General features: G+C 59.1%; 18 protein-coding genes and 1 pseudogene. 9 read left to right on the top strand and 10 right to left on the bottom strand.

Going from position 1 to position 21657, the window contains the following annotated elements; all coding sequences use genetic code 11:
- Positions 1–104: 104 nt before the first annotated feature.
- Both ACP7D9_RS21265 and ACP7D9_RS21260 read left to right on the top strand, forming a co-directional pair.
- Positions 105–1472 carry an iron-containing redox enzyme family protein gene (locus ACP7D9_RS21265; protein ID WP_426159524.1) on the top strand — a complete coding sequence of 456 codons (1368 nt, stop codon included), beginning with the start codon at positions 105–107 and terminating at the stop codon, positions 1470–1472.
- Positions 1473–1486: 14 nt separating this feature from the next.
- Positions 1487–2431 carry a methyltransferase gene (locus tag ACP7D9_RS21260; RefSeq protein ID WP_426159523.1) on the top strand — a complete coding sequence of 315 codons (945 nt, stop codon included), beginning with the start codon at positions 1487–1489 and terminating at the stop codon, positions 2429–2431.
- Positions 2432–2464: 33 nt separating this feature from the next.
- On the opposite strand, the gene ACP7D9_RS21255 is transcribed toward ACP7D9_RS21260, so the two are convergent.
- Positions 2465–2917, bottom strand: a complete 453-nt coding sequence (locus tag ACP7D9_RS21255; RefSeq protein ID WP_426159522.1) for a short chain dehydrogenase — start codon at positions 2915–2917, stop codon at positions 2465–2467.
- Between the two features lie 311 nt (positions 2918–3228).
- On the opposite strand from ACP7D9_RS21255, the gene lpxO reads away from it, so the two are divergent.
- Positions 3229–4128: a lipid A hydroxylase LpxO gene (gene lpxO / locus ACP7D9_RS21250; protein WP_101160316.1), complete on the top strand. Its 900-nt coding sequence runs from the start codon at positions 3229–3231 to the stop codon at positions 4126–4128.
- Positions 4129–4464: 336 nt separating this feature from the next.
- On the opposite strand, the gene ACP7D9_RS21245 is transcribed toward lpxO, so the two are convergent.
- Positions 4465–5331 (bottom strand): Ku protein, encoded by an 867-nt coding sequence (locus ACP7D9_RS21245; RefSeq protein WP_101160313.1) that lies wholly within the window; start codon positions 5329–5331, stop codon positions 4465–4467.
- A 189-nt stretch (positions 5332–5520) separates the two neighbouring features.
- On the opposite strand from ACP7D9_RS21245, the gene ACP7D9_RS21240 reads away from it, so the two are divergent.
- From ACP7D9_RS21240 to nudC, 4 genes are all read left to right on the top strand, one after another.
- The gene (locus ACP7D9_RS21240; RefSeq protein WP_426159521.1) at positions 5521–5841 is read left to right on the top strand and encodes a hypothetical protein; all 321 of its coding nucleotides are present in this window, start codon (positions 5521–5523) and stop codon (positions 5839–5841) included.
- A gap of 52 nt (positions 5842–5893) precedes the next feature.
- Positions 5894–7048, top strand: coding sequence for a PQQ-dependent sugar dehydrogenase (locus tag ACP7D9_RS21235; RefSeq protein ID WP_426159520.1), 1155 nt, complete (start codon positions 5894–5896; stop codon positions 7046–7048).
- 191 nt (positions 7049–7239) lie between these two features.
- Entirely contained in the window at positions 7240–8052 is an 813-nt protein-coding gene (locus ACP7D9_RS21230; RefSeq protein WP_426159519.1) for a crotonase/enoyl-CoA hydratase family protein, read from the top strand.
- A gap of 7 nt (positions 8053–8059) precedes the next feature.
- Positions 8060–8890: an NAD(+) diphosphatase gene (gene nudC, locus ACP7D9_RS21225; protein WP_313001265.1), complete on the top strand. Its 831-nt coding sequence runs from the start codon at positions 8060–8062 to the stop codon at positions 8888–8890.
- Here nudC and ACP7D9_RS21220 read toward each other — a convergent pair.
- The 3 genes and pseudogenes from ACP7D9_RS21220 to ACP7D9_RS21210 all read right to left on the bottom strand — a co-directional run.
- Positions 8858–9637: a TSUP family transporter gene (locus tag ACP7D9_RS21220; protein ID WP_426159518.1), complete on the bottom strand. Its 780-nt coding sequence runs from the start codon at positions 9635–9637 to the stop codon at positions 8858–8860. The two genes, nudC and ACP7D9_RS21220, sit on opposite strands and share 33 nt — an antisense overlap.
- A 238-nt stretch (positions 9638–9875) precedes the next feature.
- Positions 9876–10355 carry a DUF1348 family protein gene (locus ACP7D9_RS21215; protein WP_426159517.1) on the bottom strand — a complete coding sequence of 160 codons (480 nt, stop codon included), beginning with the start codon at positions 10353–10355 and terminating at the stop codon, positions 9876–9878.
- 47 nt (positions 10356–10402) lie between these two features.
- A pseudogene (locus tag ACP7D9_RS21210) lies at positions 10403–10671 on the bottom strand (TetR family transcriptional regulator); the annotation flags it as partial.
- An 83-nt stretch (positions 10672–10754) separates the two neighbouring features.
- Between ACP7D9_RS21210 and pssA the strand changes: the two are divergent.
- Positions 10755–12098, top strand: coding sequence for a CDP-diacylglycerol--serine O-phosphatidyltransferase (gene pssA, locus ACP7D9_RS21205; RefSeq protein ID WP_313001256.1), 1344 nt, complete (start codon positions 10755–10757; stop codon positions 12096–12098).
- A 108-nt stretch (positions 12099–12206) separates the two neighbouring features.
- On the opposite strand, the gene efeO (ACP7D9_RS21200) is transcribed toward pssA, so the two are convergent.
- From efeO (ACP7D9_RS21200) to efeU, 4 genes are read right to left on the bottom strand one after another with little or no spacing between them, the layout of a single operon-like run.
- Positions 12207–13031 carry an iron uptake system protein EfeO gene (gene efeO / locus ACP7D9_RS21200; RefSeq protein WP_426159516.1) on the bottom strand — a complete coding sequence of 275 codons (825 nt, stop codon included), beginning with the start codon at positions 13029–13031 and terminating at the stop codon, positions 12207–12209.
- A 26-nt stretch (positions 13032–13057) separates the two neighbouring features.
- On the bottom strand, positions 13058–14356 hold the full coding sequence (gene efeB / locus ACP7D9_RS21195) for an iron uptake transporter deferrochelatase/peroxidase subunit (protein ID WP_313001248.1): 1299 nt from the start codon (positions 14354–14356) through the stop codon (positions 13058–13060).
- Between the two features lie 15 nt (positions 14357–14371).
- The gene (gene efeO / locus ACP7D9_RS21190; RefSeq protein WP_426159515.1) at positions 14372–15556 is read right to left on the bottom strand and encodes an iron uptake system protein EfeO; all 1185 of its coding nucleotides are present in this window, start codon (positions 15554–15556) and stop codon (positions 14372–14374) included.
- Between the two features lie 8 nt (positions 15557–15564).
- Positions 15565–16404 carry an iron uptake transporter permease EfeU gene (gene efeU / locus ACP7D9_RS21185; protein WP_426159514.1) on the bottom strand — a complete coding sequence of 280 codons (840 nt, stop codon included), beginning with the start codon at positions 16402–16404 and terminating at the stop codon, positions 15565–15567.
- Between the two features lie 868 nt (positions 16405–17272).
- On the opposite strand from efeU, the gene ACP7D9_RS21180 reads away from it, so the two are divergent.
- Positions 17273–18310, top strand: a complete 1038-nt coding sequence (locus ACP7D9_RS21180) for an AraC family transcriptional regulator (RefSeq protein WP_101160267.1) — start codon at positions 17273–17275, stop codon at positions 18308–18310.
- Here the strand turns inward: ACP7D9_RS21180 and ACP7D9_RS21175 are convergent, their stop codons facing one another.
- On the bottom strand, positions 18311–21631 hold the full coding sequence (locus tag ACP7D9_RS21175) for a dermonecrotic toxin domain-containing protein (RefSeq protein ID WP_426159513.1): 3321 nt from the start codon (positions 21629–21631) through the stop codon (positions 18311–18313).
- Between the last annotated feature and the right edge of the window lie 26 nt (positions 21632–21657).

Genomic DNA, 21657 nt, shown 5'->3' with positions numbered 1-21657 from the left:
TTACGCACGCCACTGAGCGATCGCCTCACACAAAAAAGGAATTTTTATCAGCAGCAATCACTCTTTCGTTTATAGGCAATGCCAATAACGCAGGGGAATGAGTCATGTCGCTGATCGAAATCCCGACCAGGAAGTCTTCGGGTAAAACATCCACGCCGGCGGATACCGAGCGCCGGCTCTATGACCGATTGTTGGCGGAAGACTCCACAGTTGACCGCGTCGCGCTGGATTTTCTGCGCCGGCAATTGAGCAAAGCGGCTGCGCTGCCTGACGACTTGCCGGGCAGTGCCGAAGCGCTGCTGCAGTGGTCGGAAACCCGCAGCGCCAAGGTGGCGGGCGCATTCGCCGATTATCTTGAGCAACGCCAGCAGGGCGCGCCGCGCCGCTATTTCCGCAACAAATCCCACGCGTTGTACTTCATCTTGCATGTGGCGCCGACCAAAGAGGTTGATGGCGCCTGGCTGGCCGGGCTGCTGCCGCAGTGGCAGGATCCGCGTCTCGACGATCTGCTCGACACTTACCTGGAAGAACTCGGCGAGGGCGTGCCACGGCAGAACCATGTGGTGATCTATCGCAAATTGCTGGCCGAGCATGATTGCTCCGATTTGAGCGGACTCGCCGACGAGTATTTCCTGCAGGGAGCGGTGCAACTGGCGCTGGGGCGCTTCGGCAGCCAGTTTCTGCCAGAAGTCATTGGCTTCAACCTCGGCTACGAGCAACTGCCGCTGCACTTGTTGATCAGTGCCTATGAGCTGGCGGAGCTGGGCATCGACCCTCACTATTTCCGCCTGCATGTGACCATCGACAACGCCAGCACCGGCCATGCGCGCAAGGCTGTGCAATCGATGCTTGGACTGATGCCGCTGGGCGCCGGGCGCGACGAGTTCTATCGGCGCATGGCCGTCGGTTACCGCCTCAATGATGTGGGCAAAGGCACCACCGCCGTGATCAAGGAATTCGACCTGCAGCAGGAAGTCATCGCCATGCTTGAGCGCAAAGCGGTCTTTGGCCGGCACATGCATTCCGATTACTGCCGCATCGAAAACCGCACGATCAACCAATGGCTGGCCACGCCGGGGCAAATGGGTGAATTTCTCTCGGCGCTGGAGCGCAAAAGCTGGATCAAGCGGGGCGAGGCTGTAGAAGAAAGTCGTTTCTGGCGTTTGATCGACGGCAGCGATGCGGCAATGTTCGGCGTGTTCAATGGCTATGAAAAGCAGCTGTTACGCGACTGGATCACCCAGGATTGCCCTGCATCCCGACCTCGGCCCTACGTGCGCCGAGATGCCCCCGTCGAAGAGGCCTTCGACGATGACGCCGATCTTCTGAACCTCGAAGCCGCACTCGCTGACAAGCCTGCCGCCGAGCAAATGGAGATTTTGCTGCCGTGGTTGCAACCGCAGCGGCACTGGCGTCCGGCCGGACTTTTCGCGACGCGTCGCTTCATGCAATTACGCGCTCGCTTGCGTTGAAACAAGGAGGCTTCATGTCGGCACAAGAAACATCGGACAGAGCGCTGTTCGAGCTGGGCAAGCGCCTGCTCGCCACTGGTTATCACTTCATTACTCCAACACCATTGACCCATGAGCGCGTGCTTCAGCGCTTTGCCACGCCGTTGGCGAAGGATCTGCGCGACGTATTCGGCTGGTCGATGCCGTTTCCCTCAGAGTTGTTCAGGGCAGGCGAGTTGGCCAGTCTGGAGCAGGCCGGCGTAGTCGAACGCGATGGAGCGGTGTGGCGCAGTCATGTGCGTTGGTCGACGCTTAATGAACGCCTGTTCGCCCACTCGGCGTTCCCGACCACGGCAAGCGATGCGGTGTTTTTCGGGCCGGATACTTACCGTTTCGCCCAAGCCATCGAAGCGCAACTGCAGCATCGTTTTTCGCCGATCCGGCGCGCGGTGGATATCGGTTGCGGCAGTGGCGCCGGGGCGGTGCTCATCGCCAGATCGCGCCCGGACGCCGAGGTGTTGGCGGTGGACATCAATCCTCAGGCTTTGCGCTTGAGCGCGGTCAACGCAGAGTTGGCCGGGGCCAGCAACGTGTCGGTGTATCACAGCGATCTGCTGGCCAGCGTCGAAGGCCAGTTCGATCTGATCATCGCCAATCCGCCGTACATGAACGACGAGCAACTACGCGCTTATCGCCACGGCGGCGGGGCGCTGGGCGAGGGCTTGTCGGTGCGTATCGTGCGTGAAGCTTTGCCGCGTCTGGAAATCGGCGGCACTTTGCTGGTGTATACCGGCGTGGCGATCGTGGCCGGCCAGGATCCGTTCCGCGACGCGGTGGCGCCGCTGCTCAAGGGCGAGCGTTTCGGATGGACGTATCGCGAACTCGACCCGGACGTGTTCAGTGAAGAATTGCTCAAGCCTGAATATGAACGCGCCGAACGCATCGCTGTGGTCGCGCTGACGGTAACCCGCGAGCAGTGACCGACGGTTGGGCCACTGCTCGCGCGGTGGCCCTTATCGATTTCTGATGCGCGAAATCGTCAGCAGACAAACCCCCACCAGCATCGCAGCTCCGGCGACCAGCAGCGGCGAAGGGCGTATGGGCTGGCGCGAGAGACGCTCGAGGCGTCCGGCGAGAGACGCGCGCACGGGTGCAGCGAGTTCAGCGGGTTCAGCGGGTTCAGCCTGATAGGGCGCTTCTTCAATCTCCAGCCGCAAACCATCCGGCATCACCAGCGTCAGCCCCTCGATAGTTCCGGCAATCCTGTCCGGATAAACCGGTTCACCGGTCGGATCAAGTTGATCGTAAAAAAAAGTCTGCCCTTCAAGCCAGCCGACGGCGGTCTGCAATTCAGGGCCCAGGTAATACTTCCCGTCGAGGAAAAAGCCAGAGAATTGCGGCGCGCGTTCGACGCTTTCAATGCGATAGCGCTGACCTGGTTTCATACCGGTTTGTGGGGCGATCATGGGGGTTCCTCCCGTTGTTGATAAGCGATAGAGGAGCGTCTGCGAAGGGTGGTTCCATCGAAATGAGCAACGGGCGTTGCGCCTGCTTTTACCCCGGCGCCGGTATTGCACCATAGATGCGCGAGACAGTTTTTCACAGTTGAGAGTTCACTACCGGTTACAAAGTGTGGCTAAAATGCCACCCATTCACCGAGCGCCCGAAACGGCGCGGGCCAAGGACGCGCCCTGTGCACCAAGACCGCTGCATAAGACGCTGGGCCCCAGGCTGCCACGCGCGCAGTTTGTTCACTTTTGACGTGTGACCCTTTTCCGTGAAACTCATCATCGCCGCTGTTTATGTCATCTCAATTGCCTACGTCCATTTACGTGGACGCGTGCGCCACAAGCTGGGGCGGCAATTGAGTGACCACTCGACGTTTCTCGCGCCGATCAACTGCTTCCTCTATCTGTTTTCGAAGATGCCCAACAAGCCGTATCTGAATCCGGCTGATTTTCCCGACCTGAGCCCGTTGCAGGCGCACTGGCAAGAGATCCGCGAGGAAGGCCAGAACCTGCTGCGTGCCGGCGAGATCAAGCGCTCGAACCAATATGACGATGTCGGTTTCAACTCTTTCTTCAAGACTGGCTGGAAGCGCTTCTACCTCAAATGGTACGGCGACAGTCACCCATCGGCGATGAAACTGTGCCCGCGCACCACCGAACTGGTGCAAAGCATCGGCTCGATCAAAGCGGCGATGTTTGCCGAACTGCCACCGGGCTCGAAACTGGTGCGCCACCGTGATCCCTATGCCGGTTCCTATCGCTATCACTTGGGTCTGGATACGCCAAACGATCCTGGCTGCTACATCAATGTCGACGGTGAGAACTATCACTGGCGCGATGGTGAAGCGGTAATGTTCGACGAGACGTTTATTCATTACGCAGAAAACACCACGGACCAGAACCGCATCATTCTGTTCTGCGATATCGAGCGACCGCTGAAATATCGCTGGGCCGCCGCCTTCAACCGCTGGTTCAGCCGCACGGTGATGTCAGCGGCGGGCGCACCAAATGATGCAGGAGACAAGACCGGTGCCATCAACCGCTTGTTTACCAGAATCTACAAAGTTCGTTTGCGTGGCAAAGAGCTGAAGAAGCGCAACCGTACGCGGTATTACCTGGAGAAATGGGCGATTTTTGCCGCGTTATTGGCAATCTTTATTCTGATCTGAAGGTTTACCGTGTCATTGCTGGCCTCTTCGCGAGCAAGCCCGCTCCCACATTTGATTGGGGTGAATGCAAATACAGCATCTGACCGTTAACCCTGTGGGAGCGGGCTTGCTCGCGAATGCTGGTTCACATTCAACACGTCTCGACCTGACTCCACCTGGCGATCTTTATTCTGATCTGAAGGTTTACCGTGTCATTGCTGGCCTCTTCGCGAGCAAGCCCGCTCCCACGCTTGATTTTGGTGAATGCAAAAACTGCATCTGACCGTTAACCCTGTGGGAGCGGGCTTGCTCGCGAATGCTGGTTCACATTCAACACGTCTCGACCTGACTCCACCCTTATTCCCCAGACGCCTTGCGGGGCTTCTTCGCCGGCGCCGCCTTACTGGTCGATTTGGCCTTGGGCTTGGCCGGTGCCTTGCCGCCGAGGCTGCGCTTGAGCAGCTCCGTCAAGTCGATAACATCGGCAGTCTTGCGTTCTTCCTCGCCAGTGGCGGTCTCGACGTCCTCGATCTTGCCTTCGTGGGCCTTCTTCTCGACCAGCGCCATGATCTTGTCTTCGAACTCGTCCTTGTAGTCTTCAGGCGTCCACTCCGACGTCATGTCTTCAACCAGACGTTTGGCCATGTCCAGTTCGCCCTTGGCCAGTTGCGGCTTGGTCACTTCGCTGCCCAGCGCCAACTCATCAAGGCTGCGCACCTCCTGTGGCCAGCGCAGTTTCACCAGCACCAGCGCCGACTCGAGCGGCATCAGCGCCGCCAGATATTGCCGGGTGTGCAGGACGACGCGGGCGAGGGCGACCTTGTTGGTTTTGCTCAAGGTTTCGCGCAGCAATGCGTAGACCTTGCCGCCGCGTTTGTCCGGCGCCAGATAGTACGGCGTGTCGATGTTCTGCAGCGGAATCTGCTCAGCGTCGACGAAAGAGAAAATGTCGATGGTTTGCGTCGAAACGGGGTGCGCCGAGCGGATCTCCTCCTCGCTGAGCACCACGTACCGGCCTTTTTCGTAGGCTACACCTTTGACGATGTTTTCTTTGGTGACTTCCTTGCCGGTGACCTTGTTGATGCGTTTATAGCCCACCGGATCCATGCTGCGGCTGTCGAGCCAATCGAAGTCCACGCCTTGCGACGACGTCGCTGAAACCAGCGCCACGGGGATGTGTACCAGTCCAAAACTGATTGCGCCTTTCCAGATTGCCCGAGCCATGACCTGTCCTCCGAGTGATGATCAGGTGACCCGTGGCGCGGCGAGAAAGTTTCCAGTCATTGCGGGGCTTTCAGCGGTACGGTCAAGCCGTGTTACATGTTGTTTGAGACACGAGGGTTAACAAATCCGAACCCACGGCGTAGCGTGGGCTCCAAGGCTCTAGTCCACGTACGTTGAGAGGCATCGCTCATGAACCGGTTTCTGATTGGCATCGCCGTCCTGGCCCTCAGTGGCGGTCTCGTTCATGCCGACATCGTGCTGGCGCAAAGCCCCACCGGCAACAGCAACAATCCCTACAACAGCCCGATCCGCCGGGCCAATCCCAACAGCATGCAGGGCACCCAGCCCAGCAATCCGCCCCTGCGCGGGCCCAATACCGTTCCCGTGCCTCGTCAGCCAACCGTCGACAATCGCGGCATCGGCAATGGCCAGTCCATTCGCTCGGTACCGAGCCATCCGCCGACCTTCATTCCCAACCCGCCCTCCCGGAGCACCGGCAGCAACCGTTGAACGGCAGGACTGCGGTTCTGTCGGCCCTTCACACGAACAAAAGGAATCGTGCATGTTGCGTAAAACCCTTCTAGCCACCTGCTGCGCCGTCGCGCTGATCAATGCCCCGGCGTTCGCCGCCGCGCCCAAAGAGCTGAAAAGCGAGCAGGGCATTCTTGAAGTCACCACCATTGCCCAAGGCCTGGAACATCCGTGGGCGCTGGCGTTTCTGCCTGATCAGGCGGGCATGTTGGTGACCGAGCGCCCGGGCCATCTGCGCGTGGTGAGCAAGGACGGCAAATTGTCGGAGCCGATCAGTGGCGTGCCACAAGTCTGGGCAAAGGGGCAGGGCGGCTTGCTAGACGTGGTGCTGTCGCCGGACTTCAAGCAGGACCGCATGGTTTATCTGTCCTATGCCGAGGGCGGCGGAGAAGGCGGAAAGGCAGGCACAGCGGTCGGGCGCGGGCGACTTTCCGGAGACCTGAAGACGCTGAAGGACTTCAACGTGATCTTCCGTCAGGAACCGAAACTGTCGGTAAGCAACCATTTCGGTTCTCGTCTGGTGTTCGATCGCGACGGGTATCTGTTTGTCACCCTGGGAGAGAACAACGACCGGCCGACTGCGCAGGATCTCGACAAGTTGCAAGGCAAGGTCGTACGCCTCTTCCCCGATGGCAAGGTGCCGGACGATAACCCTTTCGTTGGCCAATCCGGCGTTCGGCCGGAAATCTGGGCCTACGGCCTGCGTAACCCGCAGGGCGCGGCGCTCAATCCGTGGACCGGCACGTTGTGGGAGAACGAGCACGGGCCGCGTGGCGGCGATGAAGTGAACATCATCGAGCGCGGCAAGAACTATGGCTGGCCGTTAGCGACCCATGGCATCAATTACTCGATGCAGCCGATTCCGGAAGCGCAGGGTAAAACTGCTGAAGGCACCGTGACCCCGCATCATGTCTGGGAAAAATCGCCCGGCGTTACCGGCATGGCGTTCTACGACGCCGATCGCTTCAAACCCTGGCAGCACAATGCATTCATCGGTGCGCTGGTGACGCAAGAGCTGATTCGCCTGCAGTTCGATGGCGACAAGGTCGTGCATGAGGAGCGTTTGCTGGGTGAGTTGAATCAGCGTATCCGCGATGTCCGGCAGGGCCCGGATGGATATCTGTATGTGCTGACGGATGAAGAGAATGGCTCGTTGTACAGGCTGGGGCTGAAACCCTCGATCTGAGGCATACCTGTGCAGGAGCTGCCGAAGGCTGCGATCTTGTGGTCTTGTGAAGCGCAACGTTCCGAAAGATCGGAGCCTGCGGCAGCTCCTACGGAATCATGACAGTCAGTCCCGTATTTGGCCGAACCGCCGCCCCCTTGCCTTGTTATAGTTCGGGCCTTATTTTTCAGCCCCGGTAAAGGATTTCTGCCATGACTCAATACTCCGCCTTCAGCGTCGAACTGGCCGACAACATCGCGCATGTGCAGATCAATCGCCCGGAAAAGATCAACGCGATGAACACGGCGTTCTGGAGCGAGATCGTCGAGATTTTCCAATGGATCGACGATACCGATGAAGTCCGCGTAGTGGTGCTCAGCGGTAACGGCAAACATTTCTCTTCCGGTATCGATCTGATGATGCTCGCCGGCGTTGCCAATGAACTGGGCAAGGATGTAGGCCGCAATGCACGTCTGCTGCGGCGCAAGATCCTCAATCTGCAAGCGTCCTTCAATGCCGTGGATAATTGCCGCAAACCGGTGCTCGCTGCCATTCAGGGTTATTGCCTGGGCGGAGCGATCGATCTGATCGCAGCGTGTGATATGCGCTACGCCGCCGAGGACGCGCAGTTCTCGATCAAGGAAATCGATATCGGCATGGCCGCTGACGTCGGCACGTTGCAGCGGTTGCCGCGGATCATCGGAGACGGCATGCTGCGTGAACTGGCTTACACCGGTCGCACCTTTGGCGCCGATGAAGCGCGCAGCATGGGGCTGGTCAATCGCGTCTACAGCGACAAGGACACGCTGCTCGAAGGCGTGTTCGACATCGCCCGTGCCATCGCGGCGAAGTCGCCGATTGCCGTGACCGGCACCAAGGAAATGATCAGCTACATGCGTGACCACCGCATCGACGATGGTCTCGAATACGTTGCCACCTGGAACGCCGCCATGCTGCAATCCACCGATTTGCGCGTGGCCATGGCCGCCCACATGAGCAAACAGAAACCCGAATTTCTGGATTGACCAAACCATGACCTCTCGCTGGACCACTGCAGTACTCGACACCGATCAACCCGGCGGCTGGGCCGTAGCGCGCAGCCCGGAAGGCTTTCTGTTCGATGACAACGGCGCGCTGTTCCCGCGCGAATGGCTCAAGCGCCAGGACCTCTCAGTCCTCGCCGAGCATGGCATAGGTCATCTTGACGGCGAACCGGTGTACCTGCTGGAGTTGCGCAGTGTCAGCGAGGTGCCCGGTTGCGGTTGGAAAGGCCTGCGAGCATTCATGCTCGAGGGCGATCACACGGTGTACAAAGTGCTCGGTTATGCCGCACAGATTGGTACTTGGGCACGCGAACATCGCTTCTGCGGCAACTGCGGCCAGCCCATGACGCAAGTGCCGCGTGAGCGGGCGATGTATTGCCAGCCGTGCGATCTACGCAACTATCCGCGCATCTCACCGAGCATGATCGTGCTGATCACGCGTGGCGACGAGATCCTTCTGGCGCGTTCGCCGCGTTTCGTTACCGGGGTTTACAGCACGCTGGCCGGTTTCGCCGAGCCGGGGGAGTCGGCCGAGGAGTGCCTGATTCGTGAAGTACGCGAGGAGGTGCAGATCGAAGTGAAGAACATCCAGTACATCGGCAGCCAGTGCTGGCCGTTCCCGCATTCGATGATGCTCGGCTTCCATGCTGAATACGCCGGTGGCGAAATTGTCTGTCAGGAAGATGAAATCGAGGACGCCCAGTGGTTCAACGTACATGACTTGCCGCCGTTGCCAGCGTCGCGTTCGATTGCCCGTTACCTGATCGATGTCTACGTGGCCCGGCGCTTAGGCCACGCTGAACCAGTGCTGCCAGGCTAGGCGCACGGTCAGGCCAAGCACTACGGTGATGAACACCGGACGAATGAATTTGGCGCCGCCGCTGATTGCCGTGCGTGCGCCGAAGAAGGCCCCGACCATCACCGACAGGCCCATGCACAGGCCGATGATCCAGTCGACCTGACCGGAGAAAATGAACACCGACAGCGCCGCGATGTTGCTGACAAAGTTCATGCTGCGCGCCACGCCGCTGGCCTTGACCAGATCGATCGGGTACAGCAGCAGACTGCTTACTGTCCAAAACGCGCCCGTCCCTGGACCCGCCACGCCATCGTAGAAGCCGAGGCTGAAACTCTGGGTCGACTGCCATTTCTTCTTGATCGGTGCGTCGCTGTCCAGCGGCGCTTTGGGCGTGCCGCCAAACAGCAGATACACACCACAAGCGAAGACGATCACCGGCAGCATCTTGTTCAGCCACTCGGCAGGCAGGTAGTGCGCAACGACCGCACCGGTCAGCGCGCCGACCAAAGTGCCGACAATCGCGTGGGTCCACTGGCGCGGGTGAAACAGTTTGCGCTTGTAGAAGGTGAAACTGGCGGTCGCCGAGCCGAAGGTCGAACTCAGTTTGTTGGTGCCCAGTACCAGATGCGGCGGCAGGCCCGCTGTCAGCAGCGCCGGCGTGGTCAACAGCCCACCACCGCCAGCAATGGCATCAATGAAACCGGCAAGGAAGGCAACGGCGGCCAGAATGGCCAGGGTGGTGAGGTCAACGCTGAGTTCGAAAGGCATGGAGTCGGTTTATTCGGCAAGGCGCAGAACGGGAGCTGCGGGAGGGCGGTTATGTTACCTGTATCCAACTGTTGCGGCGAGCCAGAGCATGCCGTCGTCAATTACGGTCTGGAACACGTTCCTGTGCAGGAGCTGCCGAAGGCTGCGATCTTCTGGGACGCAGAGCGTTCCGGCTGCTGCGCATGGGAAGAGCAAAGATCGCAGCCTTCGGCAGCTCCTACACAGGGGTGAGTAGCCTTTAGAGGCCGAGTTCGCTCAGCCCCGGATGATCATCCGGACGGCGGCCCAGCGGCCAGTGAAACTTGCGTTCGCTTTCCTTGATCGGCATGTCGTTGATGCAGGCATAGCGCTGGAACATCAGGCCATTGTCATCGAACTCCCAATTCTCGTTGCCGTAGGAGCGGAACCAGTTGCCCGAATCGTCGTGCCATTCATAGGCATAACGCACCGCAATACGCGTATCGGAGTAGGCCCACAGTTCTTTGATCAAACGATAGTCGAGTTCCTTCGCCCATTTGCGCGTGAGGAACGCCTTGGCTTCTTCGCGGTTGTTGGCGAACTCGGCGCGATTGCGCCATCGGGTATCGAGGGTGTAGGCCAGCGAGACCTTTTGCGGATCACGGGTGTTCCAGCCATCTTCGGCGAGGCGTACTTTCTCGATGGCTGACGCATGGTTGAAAGGGGGCAATGGCGGACGTACCTGAGCTGCGGTCGACATGTTCAATCTCCTGATTCATTAAATGTATGAACAACGAGTCCGGCTTATTAAGCGTTACAGGCCAAATGATTTTGCGCCATGCATTGCGCATCATCGGCGGCACTGTGATCACCCATCACAAGCCCTACGGTTATGGCGCCTTCAATCAGAATCAGCAACTGTCTGGCCAGCCGTTGCGGATCCTCGGCACCATATTCGATACACAGCCCGCTCAGGTAGTCGAGCAGCTTGTGTTTGTGTTCTTTGGCCACCCACCGCACCGGATTCTGTGGGTCGCCGGTTTCGCCGCTGGCTTGATGAAGGCACAGCCGCGAAAGGGCCATTATGGACACCGACGAGACCCGGCGCAGACGATGGTGTAAGCTCTCAAACTCTTCGGAATCGAACCTTGCGAGCCTTATGCCGTTGCTTTTCAAACGTTCTCTGCTGCCTAAACTGCGCAGCTTCGCGCTGACCGCCGAGGCGGTGAGCATTCTGTCCAGCGCTGCCGAATTCCGACGCTGCCTGCTCGAGCAAATCGCCGCAGCGACGCAACGCATCTACATCGTCGCGCTGTATCTGCAGCAGGACGAAGCCGGCCAGGAAATCCTCGACGCCCTGCACGCCGCCAAGCTCAAGCGTCCCGAGCTGGAAATCGCCGTGGTGGTCGACTGGTTGCGTGCCCAGCGCGGTCTGATCGGCGCCGGCAAGCAACCGGGCAATGCCGCCTGGTATCAGGACATGACCCGCTCGCATCAGAGCGAAGTGCCGATCTACGGTGTGCCGGTGCAGACCCGCGAGCTGTTTGGCGTGCTGCACCTCAAAGGCTTCGTCATCGATGACAAGGTGGTCTACAGCGGCGCCAGCCTGAACAACGTCTACCTGCACAAGCTCGACAAATACCGCTTCGATCGTTACCACGTGCTGCGCAGTCGCGAGCTGGCGGATTCGATGCATCATTTGGTCAAGCATGGCCTGATCGAATCGAAAGCCGTGCATCGCCTCGACCTGCCGAACCTGCCGAGCACGCGCAGTTTGCGCAATGACATCGGTGACCTGCGCAGCCGTCTCAAATACGCGACCTACGACACCGGCGCCGGCAGCACCAGCAAAGAAGGGCTGTCGGTCACGCCGCTGCTCGGGGTTGGCAAGAACAACCCGCTGAATCGGGCGATTCTCGAACTCATTGCCAGCGCGCAAAAGCAGCTGACCATCTGCACGCCTTACTTCAACCTGCCGCTGGGTGTGATTCGTGAAATAAACCGTGCGCTGGCCCGTGGCGTGAAGATCGACATCGTGGTCGGCGACAAGACCGCCAATGATTTCTACATTCCGCCGAGCGAGCCGTTCAAGGTGATCGCTGCACTGCCGTATCTGTACGAGATCAGCCTGCGCCGATTCGCCAAACGCCATCAACACAGCATCGACAGCGGCCAGTTGAACCTGCACCTGTGGCGCGACGGCGACAACACTTATCACCTCAAGGGCATGTGGATCGATCAGCGCTACACCTTGCTGACCGGCAATAACCTCAATCCGCGGGCGTTCCGCCTCGACCTGGAAAATGCGCTGCTGATCGAAGACCCGAAAGGCGAGTGGCTGGAGCCTCGGGCGAAAGAGCTGGAAAACATCTTTCGTCATACCACGCGGATCGACAGTTTCCAGACCCTGGAGACACTGCCGGATTATCCGGCCGGCGTGGCGAAGTTTCTCAAGCGCGTAAGCCGGGTGAGGATTGAACGGTTGCTCTATCGAATTCTTTGATCGCTAAAAGCAAAAGATCGCAGCCTTCGGCAGCTCCTACAGGATTTACACCGGCCAATGCAGGAGCTGCCGAAGGCTGCGATCTTTTCTACTGACGAATCAGTTCTGTCAATTCAGCCCCAACTTCCCCCGCATCATGGACAAATCCTCCGCCAGCGTATTCACCGGCCCGACCAGCGCCTTGCGGTCGTTGTCCTTCACTTTGTCGTAGGTTTCAAAGCCGCCATCCGCTGTTTTGTACTTGGCCAGAATCCTGTCCACCGTGGCGAAGTTCTTGTCGACTTTTGCTACGAATGCCTTGTCCTGCTGCTCGATCTGGGGGCGAAACAGGTCGACGATCTTCTTCGCGCCGTCGATATTGCCCTGGAAGTCGTACAGATCAGTGTGGCTGTAGCGGTCTTCCTCGCCGGAAATCTTCGTCGCCGCGACTTCTTCCAATAGCGCAGCAGCGCCGCCGACGACTTTCTCCGGCGGGAATGTCAGGCCGGCAACACGCGTTTGCAGATCCTGCACGTCCTTGTTCAAACCGTCGGCCAATGCCTCCAGACCCTGGGTGGATTTCTCGGCGAACAAGGAATATTCGAGCCGGTGGAACCCGGTGAAATCTTCAGCCTTCACGCCTTTCTCGTGATCGTCGACGCGCGAGTCGATGGACGCGTCGAGATCGCTGAACAGCTCGGCAATCGGCTCGATCGATTCGTAATACACCCGCGTCGGCGCGTAGAGTTTCTGCGCGGTGGCCAAGTCGCCTTTTTTCACCGCGTCGGTGAACTGCTGGGTGTGGCTGGCCAGTTCATCGAGCTTTTCGGTCACGTAGATCTTGTAGTCCGACACCGGCCCCACCAGATCCAGCGGCGCGGTCGCGGCGAACGCCGACAGCGGGGTGTTGAGCAAACCAAGGGTCAGCAATAACGCGAGTGGCGTTTTTTTCATGGGGCGGCTCCAGTGTCGGTGGGGTGTCATGCGGTTTTGTTGTGAGAGGTGGCCGCCAACAACGAGCGACCGATGAAATCGTCATCGCCGGTCACGCCGGGCAGGGTGAAGAAGTAGCCGCCGCCGACCGGTTTGAGGTATTCCTCAAGCGGCTCGCCGTTGAGGCGGGTCTGCACGGTGATAAAGCCTTTTTCCAGGTCTGCCTGGTAGCAGATGAACAGCAGGCCCATATCGAGCTGGCCATTCTTGTTGACGCCGTTTGAATAGTTGAACGGCCGGCGCAGGATCAAGTTGGCTTGGCTCGCGGCGGTACGCGGGTTGGCCAGGCGAATATGCGCATCGAGCTTGGTCAGCTTGCCGGCCGGGTCTTGGCTGTAGTCGGGCACTTCACTTTCGCTGTGGCCGCCGATGGGCGCGCCGCTGCTTTTGACCCGGCCGAAAATGCTTTCCTGTTCCTGCAGCGGTGTGCGATCCCAGCGTTCGACGAAGTTACGGATGATGCGCACCGCTTGATAACTGCCATGGGCAGCCCACGCTGGCTCGTCGCTTCCCGGTTGCACCCAGACGATACGGTCCATGGCCTTGGCGTCGTTGGAATCCGGGTTGGCCGAGCCATCGCGAAAACCGAGAAAATTTCGCGCCGACTGTGCAGGTTCACCGGGTTTGGCCGGGGCTTGGGGCGGTACGCTGCCTTCCTGTTTCCAGCGCACCAGCAGCAGGTCGGGGAGGTTTTTGACGATATCGCGCAGCGCGTGAATGTTGGTGTCGGCGGTGTTGGCGCAGAACTGCAGGCTCAGGTCGCCATGGCAGCAATCGGCATCGAGCGCATCGTTGGGGAAGCCGACCATGCGTTGCAGGCGTTTGGGTTTTGCCGCTGCCAGACCGAAGCGCTCGTCAAACAGCGACTCGCCGACAGACACAGTGATGGTCAGGTTATCCGGGGTGACCACCGGGCCGAGGATGCCGGAATCCGGCGGCGGCAGTTTCGGATCGATTTGCGCGACCGGGCCGCCCTTCATCAAAAATGCGATGCGTTCATTCAGCGTGCGGAACAGCCGCTTGAGGTCTTCGCGATCGCTGGCCAGCACATCAAACGCCACCAGCATCCCGGAAGCCGGGCGGGGGGTGACGATGCCGGTCTGGTGCAAACCGTGGAAATCGTGGCGGTCTTGGGTCTTGTCGCTGCTCGGCGCTTCGGTGACTTGCGCGGGCGCGGCGGCCATGGCCGGGCAGCTCAGGGCTGATCCGGCGAGGGCGACACCGGCGGCGCCCATGCCCATCAGCACGCGGCGCCGTTGCAGGTTGAGGGGTTCTGAATCGTTCATCGGGTCGTCTTCTGTTTACAGGCCGGAGAGGCCGAGGGCGGGGTCGATGCCATTCAGCGCCGTGGCCAGAGCCTTGGCTTTGGCGGCGATCTGCTGGCGTTGCACGGCGGTCACGGCGTCATAACTGACGTATCCGTCGGCGGATTTGAGCGCGTCGAGCTGGCTGTCAAAGTCGCTCAACGACTGGTCGACCGTGGCCAGCACCTCGGCGGCGGATTTGCTCAGCATCGGCCGCAACAGGTCGACGATTTTGTGCGCGGTTTGCGCGTTGGCGGCGAAACCGTTGAGATCGCTATGGCTGTAGCGCTCTTCTTCGCCGCTGACAGCGCGAACCTCGGCGAGGCTGTTGAGGTTGCGCACGACGATGCTCACCAGTTGCTCCGGCGGCAGCGACTGTGCGAGCAACTGCTGCTTGAGGGTGGTGACGTCAGCGAGCAGGCGTTGACCAATCGGTGCGGTAGCGTCGAGATTGCGCTGCTGGAAAAGGGTGTATTCAAGGCGGTGGAAACCGACAAACGCTGGATCCTGCTCACGCTTTTCAAAATAGTCGGCGCGGGCATTGATCTGATTGTCCAGCTCGGCCAGGCGCTGCGCGGCCGGCGCCAGACGCTGATAAGCGGCACGCGCCGGCAGGTACAGCGCTTGCGCCTGACTCAGGTCGCCCCTGGCGATCGCCTGATTCAGCGCCGTCACCGCTTTGATCAAAGCGCTGCCCTGAACGGCCAGATACACGCGAAATTCCGACAGCGGCCCAACGAAAGCCACCATCGACGGCTTGGCTTTGGCGGCTGCATCTGAAGCGGCCGTCGGTGTGACGTGCAGGGTCCCGCGCGGGTTGCTCAGCAAACCGCAGGTGATTGTGTAGTCGCCCGGTTGCAGGTTGGCGTTGATCACCTGGCTCAGGCCCGGCGCAATGTTTTCCCGTTCTTCGACCACCAGCACGCCGTCGAGAATTTCCCACTCGACCGCACGCTCGGAGCGATTGACGATGCGGAAACTGGCACGGCCGGCCGGCACTGTCAGGGCATTCGGCTCGCAACTGTGCGGATGGATATTGACGACGATTTCGTCATGGTTGTGCTGACGCTTGGCGGCGGCCATGTTCGAGGCGTACCAGAACAGTCCGCCGGCGCCGATCATCAGCAGCACCGAGCCGGCCAGCGCCCAACGCAAGGCCGGTGGGGTTTGAGTAGTAGACATGGGGGGCCTTATTGGCTGGAAACGGAAGTCGTTGGCGTTGCCTGGCGTGGCGCGGGCATGAAGAACATCACCAGCGCCAGCAGCAGATAAATCAGATACGCGCCGAGGGTGCTGACGGTCGGCGCATCCTGATAACCGAACATGCCGGCCAGCACCGAGCCCAACGGGCCATCCATCGGCAACGTGGCGCTGAAGTCGAACAGCACGGTCTGCAGGTGATTCCACAGCCCGGCTTCATGCAGCGCTTGCACCGAGTTGGCGAGAATGCCGGCGGCGACCACGAGGATGAACAAGCCGGTCCACTTGAAGAACGCCGAGAGATTGAGGCGCATGCTGCCGCTATAGATCAGGAAACCGACGATGACCGCCAGGATCAGACCGAGCAGGGCGCCAATCGGCGCGCCCGGGCCTTCGCTCTGCTGGAACACCGCGAGCAAGAAAAATACGGTTTCCAGGCCTTCGCGAGCGACGGCGAAGAAGACCATGGCGATCAACGCAATTACTTGATGCCTGGACGCTGCCAGCGCCTGATCCAACGAAGCTTGCAGTGAATGCTTGATCGACCGCGCGACCTTGCGCATCCAGAAGACCATCGAACTGAGAAAGCCCACCGCGACCAGACCGACGACGCCTTCGAAGAGCTCCTGCTGCTTTTGCGGGAATTCGGCGCTGACCAGTTCCAGGCCAACGCCGACCAGCAGGGCGAGGGCGGCTGCGAGGAAGACGCCGATCCATACGGCTGGCATCCATTGGCCGCGGCCGGTCTGCTGCAGATAACTGGCGATGATGCCGACGATAAGCGCGGCCTCGATGCCTTCACGCAACATGATCAAAAAGGGAACGAGCATTGGACGGCCACGGCGATTTAGATAGGAGGCTAAGTTGTAACATAATGACACTCATTCCCAAATGGCATTCATTGACATTTAGCTGAACGTGAGCTGAACAAGCCTTCTTTTTGGCAAGCCCGCTACCACAGGTGCCGCGCGTCTCTCTGGGCAACACCGATCCCCGGTGGGAGCGGGCTTGCTCGCGAATGCGTCATGTCAGTCAATAAATGTTCAAGCTGAACCACCGCTTTCGTGAGCAAGCCCACTCCCACAGGTTCTTCGCTCTGATCACAAAACCTTCTGGGCAACAAATCCCCGGTGGGAGCGGGCTTGCTCGCGAAGGCGTCAGGTCAGTCAATAAATGTTCAAGCTGAACCACCCTTTCGTGAGCAAGCCCACTCCCACAGGTGCCGCGCTCTGATCACAGACCTTTCAAAGCAGCACAGCCCGCCGGTGGGAGCGGGCTTGCTCGCGAAGGCGTCATGTCAGTCAATAAATGTTCAAGCTGAACCACCGCTTTCGTGAGCAAGCCCACTCCCACAGGTTCTTCACTTGATCACAAGTCTCTCTGGGCAACACCGATCCCCGGTGGGAGCGGGCTTGCTCGCGAAGGCGTCATGTCAGTCAATAAATGTTCAAGCTGAACCACCGTTTTCGTGAGCAAGCCCACTCCCACAGGTTCTTCGCTCTGATCACAAGTCTCTCTGGGCAACACCGATTCCAGGTGGGAGCGGGCTTGCTCGCGAATGCGTCAGGTCAGTCAATAAATGTTCAAGCTGAACCACCGTTTTCGTGAGCAAGCCCACTGCCACTTTGGTCCTGCCGTGGCTCTAGCAGCTGAGGTAAGATGCCCTCCACCGAAAAACAACAAGGTTCATCCCGGTCCATGGCGGAAAAAGACACCATTGCCATCCAACTGGTGCGCGAAGCGCTGCTGCAGAGTTGTGCTCCGGGCGCAACCACGGATGAGGCGTTGAGCAAGGTCGGCATCGATCCGGCGTTATTGACAGCCGACGCGGGCAGGGTGCCGGCTTCGCAATATGCCAAGCTCTGGCGCCTGCTGGCCCGGCGCGGCGATGATGAGTTCTTCGGCATGGACCCACGCAAGCTCAAATCCGGCAGCCTAGCGTTTCTGTGTCGCAGCGCGATGGCGCAACCGACGCTGGCGGCAGCGCTGGATACCGGTCTGAGCTTTCTTTCGCTGATGCTCGAAAAACTGCCGGCGCAACTGGTGCATCAGCAGAGCCTCGCCGAAATTGTCTTGCTCGAAGACGACACCGAACCGCGCCGCGCCTTCACTTATTTCACTTACTGGATGATTGTTCACGGCGTGGCGTGCTGGCTGGCCGGGCGGCGGATTCCGATTCTCGCGATTGAACTGCGCTGCGCCGAACCGGATTTCACCGACGACTATCAGGTGATGTTTTCGCAGAACCTGCGTTTCGAACGTCCCCGCACGCGAATGATTTTCGCCGCCGATTGCCTCGATCTGCCGATCAAGCGCAGTGCCGAAGAGTTGAAGCGTTTCCTTGCCCAGGCGCCGGCGAACATTCTGGTCAAGTATCGCGACCCCGATAGTCTGGCCAGCCGAATCAAGCAGGATCTGCGGCACCTGCCTGCCGAGCAGTGGCCGGAAACCGAAGCGCTGGCCCGGCAATTGTGCATGTCCGCCTCGACCCTGCGCCGCCGTCTCGCTGAGGAAGGGCAGACCTATCAGGGGCTGAAAGACAGTGTGCGAAAGGAACTGGCGATTACCTGGCTCGCCGAGCCTTCGATCAGCTTCATCGAGATCGCCGCGCGCCTCGGTTTCGCCGATGTCAGCTCGTTCTACAAGGCGTTTCGCAAGTGGTCGGGGTCGAACCCCGGCCACTACCGTAGCCTGATCCTCAGCCAGCCAACGGGATCCAGCCCGGCTGAGGAATAATCAAAGCTCCTTTACGCTGACCAGCGACGTTGTGCCGGTGCCAAATGCGGAGGTTTTGATGCGCAAGCTCAGTTCATCCTTCGCGCCGCGCAACACATAGATATGATCCGACAGTTTAGGGCTCTCGAGTTTGTAGAGTTTCACACTGCCCTTTGGATACCGCGTGGGATCAAGCTCCAGCACTGCATGGATTTTGTTGGCGCGAGAGGACGCGTTGTGGCGGTTCTTGCCAAACAGGGTTTCAGACAGCTGCTGCCGTGGCATCGAATCAGGGGCCAGGTCGGTCACGTACAATCCGACGACACTGCGCTGCGGCCTGCCGTAAGCATCGTTGGACGAGTTATTGATGAAGGAGCTGCTCAGCGCTTTGATCGTCGCCAGTTTTTCCTTGTTGACGTAGTGATACAGACGCTCGGGCAGGGTCTCGATTTCGGTTTCGATGACGGTCGGGAATCCACTGCTGTCAGCAATCGCCCGTCGCGACGGGCCCGGCGCCTCGGTATTGGATCCGTCGTGTGCGCGTTTGTTAGGCGCACCGCCCTTCAAATGCAGCCGGTTATCGATCGTCCAGCGCCCCTGACCGTCGGTGGTCAGGAATGGGCCCGGTCGAAGATTGTCGACGGGATCAATGATCAGTACCGGACCTTCTTCAATCGATACGCGGAAGAATTGCTCGCCAACCAGCGCGTGCCACCTGTCGTTGTAGCGATACAGGCCCTTGTTACGCCCTTGTGCGACTGGTGCTCCCAGATCGGTCGGCTTTGCCAGTGCGAAGCTATCGAGCAGTGCCTGCTGCCCCTCGGTGTAAGCCCGCGGCGTGGCCCATGCGTTTTCGGTGCTCGCCCGGTCTGCCTGCGGGTGCTGCTCACTGGGCAGCATCGGGTTTTCTTCGACCGGAATATCTGGCGCTGCGGGCCCGGAATTGTCTACGGCGAATTCGAAAACCTCAGGGTCAAGGTGTGGAGCATTTCCGGTGTTTCGAGCCCCGTTGGCGATACGTCCGGCGTGCATGAGGACGGCTGCGAGATTGAGCAGCAGGTCAGCAACGGCAAATGATTTGTCCTGGCCGTCCGCTGTCGATAGCGCTTGAAGGTCATCCTTGAGGCTGACCGCCAATTGCAGCAACCATCCTGCAGTGGCGGCAGGCCCGGTGACCAGTGGCAACAGCGATTCGAATATCAACCAGCCCAGCGTCTTGAAGTTGGCCCTGCGGCTTTCAGCGTTGGACACCGATTGCCGATCCGCCAGTTCCACCAGCGCCTGACTGTTGGCTTCATACAGCGGCTGAAATATATCGCCATGCATGGCGGGCGAAACGGTCATTTCCCAGCGCAGGCGAATTTCGTTGGCGCCCAGCAATCCAGTGTGACGAACCGAGGCTTTGTACCAGTCATGAATACTTTTTTGCAGCGCAGCGTCGGATTCGATCGCGCGTTGCAGATGGCTCTTCGAGGGAAACTGAATCAACGAAGGCGAGTAGAAGGGGCGATAGAGCACGACCGGCGCATTGCGTTCGGTGCCCTCAATAACAAACATGTTCAACACCGGACCCAGGCGCAGGTGCAACGGGCTGACTCGCAGATGGTTTGCCGTTTGCCGGTCATCAGCCAGTGCGATGATCAGGTTTGCGCCATGAACGTCAAAACCGTGCTCGCCGTTGAGTTTTGCCTGTAAGGCCTGCAGGGGTAGTTGGTTACGCAACTGCACCTTGAACAGGTTTTGTCGCGACGCCGCTTCGCTCGGGTTATCGAGCAGATGTTGCTTCAGATACGCAGGGTAGGTGCGGCCGATGTCCACTGCCTGGATCAGCGCCTTGGCGTACTGCGGGGTCAGCCAGTCCGGCACGCTTTGCTGCTGCAAGCCTTTGACGCTCATCTGCCCCCAGGGCAGGCCGGCAAGATTCTCCAGAGCGAAATCGATAACGCCCAGCCGCGTCGTTTCCTGAATTCCCCAGCCGCCAGGAACACCTTCAGAGACTTTGATGTGCAGTTCGATGTGATCGGGATTGACCGGTTCATGGCCGTCGCGACTCATCTGCTTGATGAGTGCCTGATAAGTGAAGTCGCGGATGGACTGCAAATGGGTAAAAAACGTTGCGCCGTCGTACTGCCAATGCGTGGCCGCCATCGCCGAAATGAAGCGTCGATAGGTACGACGGTCGTCGGCATTCGCGTGTGCAAGCCACGACGGCAAATGCTTTTCCACGCTTGCTGCGTGGGTGATCGTATGCCTCGTACCCGCAAACAGACGAAGCGGGTCGGTGATCCTGTCGAACTGTTGCTCGGCGCTGGCGAACATTTCATCGAGCGGAAACTGGATGCTTTGAAGGTCCAGCAGTTGCCGGTCGATCAAAACACGCGCCAGTTCGTCAAAGATATTGGCATCCGGCTCGTATCGCTGAACGCTCAGAGACGCAACCTCCCAGCGCAGTTGCAGGCGCTGAGCTACGTGTTGCAGGCACGCCGACTCGGTGCTGAATCTTTCCCAGGCACCAGAGGGTTGAATCAACACAGTGCCAGACGTATCGGTAACCATCAGCGCCGGATAAATCAGCGAACTGACGTCCTCGCCATCCTTCATGTCGAATTTCAATAAACACGCCGAGGACCGTAAGTGCTCATTGAACAATGCTCTGTGTTGTTTTTCCGGCCGGACGATCAAACCCGTCAATGAAAAATAAAAGGCTTCATCTTTCTGATGAAGTGCTTCATTGATATTGGACGCACAGGCGTCTTTCAATGCTTCCGACAACCATTGCCAACGACTCATTTGGTTATCAGCCGGTTGCTGCCAGTAACTCAGCAGTTGCTCTTGCAATGTATCAACCAACGTATGACAAATATCCTCAATGGCGGATTGGAAATCGACCAGGTTGATCTTGTCCCGATCGGCTGCGTTGACCGGAACAATAAGAGTTTCTGCGTTTATCAACAGGCATCGGCCTGCGGCGAAAGCTTGAAGGAATGCCTCAAGCAACGTGACCGGGTCGGAGCCCGGAGGCGATCGCAGATCGTCATAGAAAAGTACATCCAGCGACAAAGATGACGATGCCAGACAATATTGCAGATAGTTTTCAAGCAGCTCTCTGGCTGTTTTGCGTAACGTTGGCTGATCCTTGAACTGTGCCAATAACGATTGTTCAAAGATGAAATCCTCTGTCTCAAGGATTGTTGGAGAAGGCGACATGAAATACATCTCGAGTGAATAAAAACAATGGCGGGTTGAAAGATCGACGAAACTACCGATACACCCCGTCAATCGCCAGCGCACATAGTTAACAACTTGTAAGCCAGCGCGATTTGAGCTGAAGATTTTGGCCAAACCAGTCAACCGGCTTGATGGCTTTG

The sequence above is a fragment of the Pseudomonas sp. TSRC2-2 genome, from assembly GCF_049897785.1.
Taxonomy (GTDB): Bacteria; Pseudomonadota; Gammaproteobacteria; order Pseudomonadales; family Pseudomonadaceae; genus Aquipseudomonas.
Note: the sequence above shows the minus strand (reverse complement) of the source record. Positions and strands in the feature narration are given on the sequence as shown.

Bases quoted from the DNA above. Each gene is read 5' to 3' on its own strand.
- ACP7D9_RS21230 (WP_426159519.1), top strand. From the start codon at position 7,240: ATGACTCAATACTCCGCCTTCAGCGTCGAACTGGCCGACAACATCGCG.
- efeO (WP_426159516.1), bottom strand. From the start codon at position 13,031: ATGAAAAAAACGCCACTCGCGTTATTGCTGACCCTTGGTTTGCTCAAC.
- ACP7D9_RS21260 (WP_426159523.1), top strand. From the start codon at position 1,487: ATGTCGGCACAAGAAACATCGGACAGAGCGCTGTTCGAGCTGGGCAAG.
- efeO (WP_426159515.1), bottom strand. From the start codon at position 15,556: ATGTCTACTACTCAAACCCCACCGGCCTTGCGTTGGGCGCTGGCCGGC.
- ACP7D9_RS21180 (WP_101160267.1), top strand. From the start codon at position 17,273: ATGGCGGAAAAAGACACCATTGCCATCCAACTGGTGCGCGAAGCGCTG.
- efeB (WP_313001248.1), bottom strand. From the start codon at position 14,356: ATGAACGATTCAGAACCCCTCAACCTGCAACGGCGCCGCGTGCTGATG.
- ACP7D9_RS21215 (WP_426159517.1), bottom strand. From the start codon at position 10,355: ATGTCGACCGCAGCTCAGGTACGTCCGCCATTGCCCCCTTTCAACCAT.
- efeU (WP_426159514.1), bottom strand. From the start codon at position 16,404: ATGCTCGTTCCCTTTTTGATCATGTTGCGTGAAGGCATCGAGGCCGCG.
- pssA (WP_313001256.1), top strand. From the start codon at position 10,755: ATGCCGTTGCTTTTCAAACGTTCTCTGCTGCCTAAACTGCGCAGCTTC.
- ACP7D9_RS21220 (WP_426159518.1), bottom strand. From the start codon at position 9,637: ATGCCTTTCGAACTCAGCGTTGACCTCACCACCCTGGCCATTCTGGCC.
- ACP7D9_RS21240 (WP_426159521.1), top strand. From the start codon at position 5,521: ATGAACCGGTTTCTGATTGGCATCGCCGTCCTGGCCCTCAGTGGCGGT.
- ACP7D9_RS21255 (WP_426159522.1), bottom strand. From the start codon at position 2,917: ATGATCGCCCCACAAACCGGTATGAAACCAGGTCAGCGCTATCGCATT.
- nudC (WP_313001265.1), top strand. From the start codon at position 8,060: ATGACCTCTCGCTGGACCACTGCAGTACTCGACACCGATCAACCCGGC.
- ACP7D9_RS21245 (WP_101160313.1), bottom strand. From the start codon at position 5,331: ATGGCTCGGGCAATCTGGAAAGGCGCAATCAGTTTTGGACTGGTACAC.
- ACP7D9_RS21235 (WP_426159520.1), top strand. From the start codon at position 5,894: ATGTTGCGTAAAACCCTTCTAGCCACCTGCTGCGCCGTCGCGCTGATC.
- ACP7D9_RS21265 (WP_426159524.1), top strand. From the start codon at position 105: ATGTCGCTGATCGAAATCCCGACCAGGAAGTCTTCGGGTAAAACATCC.